Below are 2,644 nucleotides of genomic sequence, written 5' to 3' on the forward strand. Positions count from 1 at the left end.
GTCTGTGTATGAAAACATATTTGCCAAAACGCTCTAATATCCACCTCCCGCCTGACCTGCCTATCCAAAATAAAATTATTGAACCGGCCAAGTTGGCTAACGTGGCCGTTAGAATGATGAGCCAAATATTAAGTCCCCCCAACGCGGCCAAGAATCCTGAAAATGGAACAACCACCTCTGATGGTATCGGTATAGCAGCACTTTCAAGGGCCGACAAAAGAAAAATTCCGGCATAACCGGTTTTTCTAATAATCACAAGTGCCCACTCACTTATATAAGAAACTAATTCAATCATTTTAAATAGTCGTTTCTCTTAATAACTGCGCCGCCTCATCTGGGTCAATGGCGTTGATCTCTATATCAGTTCCCAACTCAAATCCTCCTAACTTGCTGAATCTGGGCAGTATTTCAATATGCCAGCTGTAATAATCATGGTCGTGCGATGATTCTCTAGACGCCGTATGGATAAAAAAACTTAAACTTGGACTATTTAATGCTTTTTTTATTTTTTTCAAAGAAGCAAGGAGCACATCAGCCAGCTCATCGTCAAAATCATCCGACAACTCTTCAAAATGAGGCTGGCCATTTTTCATAAATATTCTAACTTCATATGGATTTTTGGATACAAAGGGACAAAATGCCACACTCTTTCCGTGTTTTTTAAAAAAATCATGTGAGCCTCCGATGCTTCTTGCCACATCCGGAGGCAATATGGGAAGTGACATTATTTGGCTATGAGGATGGTAAATACTGGCTCCGGAATCAGGACCAATATTATGAAAAATAAGAACATAGCGGACACAGTCGCTGGTATTCATAATTTCTCTATATCTCCTTTTGTATGCCCTCACAACATCTATCATTTCTTTCTGAGAAAAATCTGTCATATGCCTGTCATGGTCTTTGTATATGAACAAGTCATGGTCTCCAACAGCCGAGTGAATTTTAAAAGGGCCCACAGAACTCTCGGGACTGCAAATTCCCGGTTTTACTGCCGGAAATTTATTTTTTATCACAGCAATAGTCCATGACTTCCGGTTTGGATAAAACCAAACCGGCTCGTTTCCCGAGCCTACTAGATCTTCAAAGGGGCAAGCGTCTTTTGATATAAATTCCAGATTATTGCCATTTAGTTGCTGGTGGGGACGACCAGCCCTTTCCGTGGCAAACAAAACCCAATCTCCTGAAACAATATCTTGTCGAAACTCGTTAAGCATTGTATTTTCCCGTCATTAAGTTCCATCTTATTTTAACCGTTTCCGTCAAAACCTGAAAGTAGGCGTTTAATTTAACATGCGAGCTGGGATCGTTCTTCCAAAAAATAGGAACTTCTTTTATTTTGTATCCGAATTTTCTGGCTAAAGCCAGCATCTCAACATCAAAACCCCAGCGATCAATGGTTGCTTTAGAGAAAATCTTATTGGCTGCTTCGGCAGTAGTTATTTTAAATCCCCTCTGCGTGTCGCTAATACCCGGTACGGCCATTAATTGTATGAAAAGATTGCCCAACGTCCCGAATACTCTTCTCCAGATCGGCTCTGAACCGCTGGCCACAACGCTTCCTTTAGCAGCGATCGAGGCAATAACTACGCCATAGCCCTGACCAAAAAAAGGCAGCATTTTTTCTATGTGATCGATGGTTGTTGCATTATCGGCATCTGTAAAAAGCCGGTATTGGCCTCTTGCCTTAAGCATACCTTCACGGACAGCAAACCCTTTTCCTCTGTTCCGGTCGTAATCCAATAGTTGAAGAGTGGGAATTGCAGCAGTCATTGAGCGGACAATATCATTGGTTTTGTCCTTTGAACCGTCGGTAACAACTAATATCTCGTACTCTATATTCTTGCCCGAAAGATATTGGTGGATAGATTCGACGGTTTTTCTAATATGCTTTTCCTCGTTGTATGCGGGAATAATTACAGATAAATACATATATAACTTGCTGGCCGCTCTCGCCTTCCGCCAACTGGCGGACTACGGCAAGTACGCTCTTGTCCAACTTCTTCGTTAAAAGCTCCGCTTACTTCTCACCATAGTTTACTATGGCTCGTCGCAATGCTCGCTTTTGCCTTGAATTTGGACAAGCCAGCTACGTTCTAATAATTAAATATAAATTAACATTATTTGACCGATTACTCAAACTCGCCTAATCTGAATATTAATGAGTTGGCCCATCACACAAGTTAAGCTTGGCAAAGAAAGTTTTCCTAAGCTCTTGTCCCAAATACATGATCCCCCCAAGCAACTTTACTGTCGGGGGAACATTTCTCTGTTGAACAGCAGCTGTTTTGCTGTTGTAGGAACTCGAAAACTAACAAGTTATGGAAAAGAAACCGCCCAACAGATAGTCAGAGACCTTGCCAATAACGGATTTACCGTCGTGAGCGGTTTGGCCTTAGGAATAGACGCAATAGCGCACCAAACGACATTAGATTGCGGGGGTAAAACCATAGCTGTCCTCGGAGGCGGAGTCGGCGATAAAAATATCGGACCCAAAACTAACTTTACTTTAGCTCAAAACATACTCAAAAACGACGGCCTTTTAGTTTCTGAATATTCAGATGAGGAGAGCATTCGTGCTTTTAACTTTGCCGTAAGAGATCGGATAATTAGTGGACTGTCCTTGGGGGTCTTAGTTATAGAG

General features: G+C 41.9%; 4 protein-coding genes. 2 read left to right on the plus strand and 2 right to left on the minus strand.

The window, feature by feature from the left end:
• The first annotated feature begins 8 nt into the window (after nt 1–8).
• On the plus strand, nt 9–236 hold the full coding sequence (locus HYT61_03980) for a hypothetical protein (GenBank protein ID MBI2063360.1): 228 nt from the start codon (nt 9–11) through the stop codon (nt 234–236).
• Between the two features lie 60 nt (nt 237–296).
• On the opposite strand, the gene HYT61_03985 is transcribed toward HYT61_03980, so the two are convergent.
• Together HYT61_03985 and HYT61_03990 are read right to left on the minus strand one after the other, a co-directional pair.
• Nucleotides 297–1,217, minus strand: coding sequence for a DUF4931 domain-containing protein (locus tag HYT61_03985; protein ID MBI2063361.1), 921 nt, complete (start codon nt 1,215–1,217; stop codon nt 297–299).
• Nucleotides 1,210–1,932: a glycosyltransferase family 2 protein gene (locus HYT61_03990; GenBank protein MBI2063362.1), complete on the minus strand. Its 723-nt coding sequence runs from the start codon at nt 1,930–1,932 to the stop codon at nt 1,210–1,212. The genes HYT61_03985 and HYT61_03990 overlap by 8 nt, the downstream gene beginning before the upstream one ends.
• A 229-nt stretch (nt 1,933–2,161) precedes the next feature.
• On the opposite strand from HYT61_03990, the gene HYT61_03995 reads away from it, so the two are divergent.
• Nucleotides 2,162–2,644 (plus strand): DNA-protecting protein DprA (locus HYT61_03995; protein MBI2063363.1); only part of this gene is annotated, 483 nt, incomplete at its 3' end.

The sequence above is a fragment of the Candidatus Yanofskybacteria bacterium genome, from assembly GCA_016181175.1.
In the GTDB taxonomy this organism is placed as follows: domain Bacteria; phylum Patescibacteriota; class Minisyncoccia; order 2-02-FULL-40-12; family IGHO2-01-FULL-4-A; genus 2-01-FULL-44-17.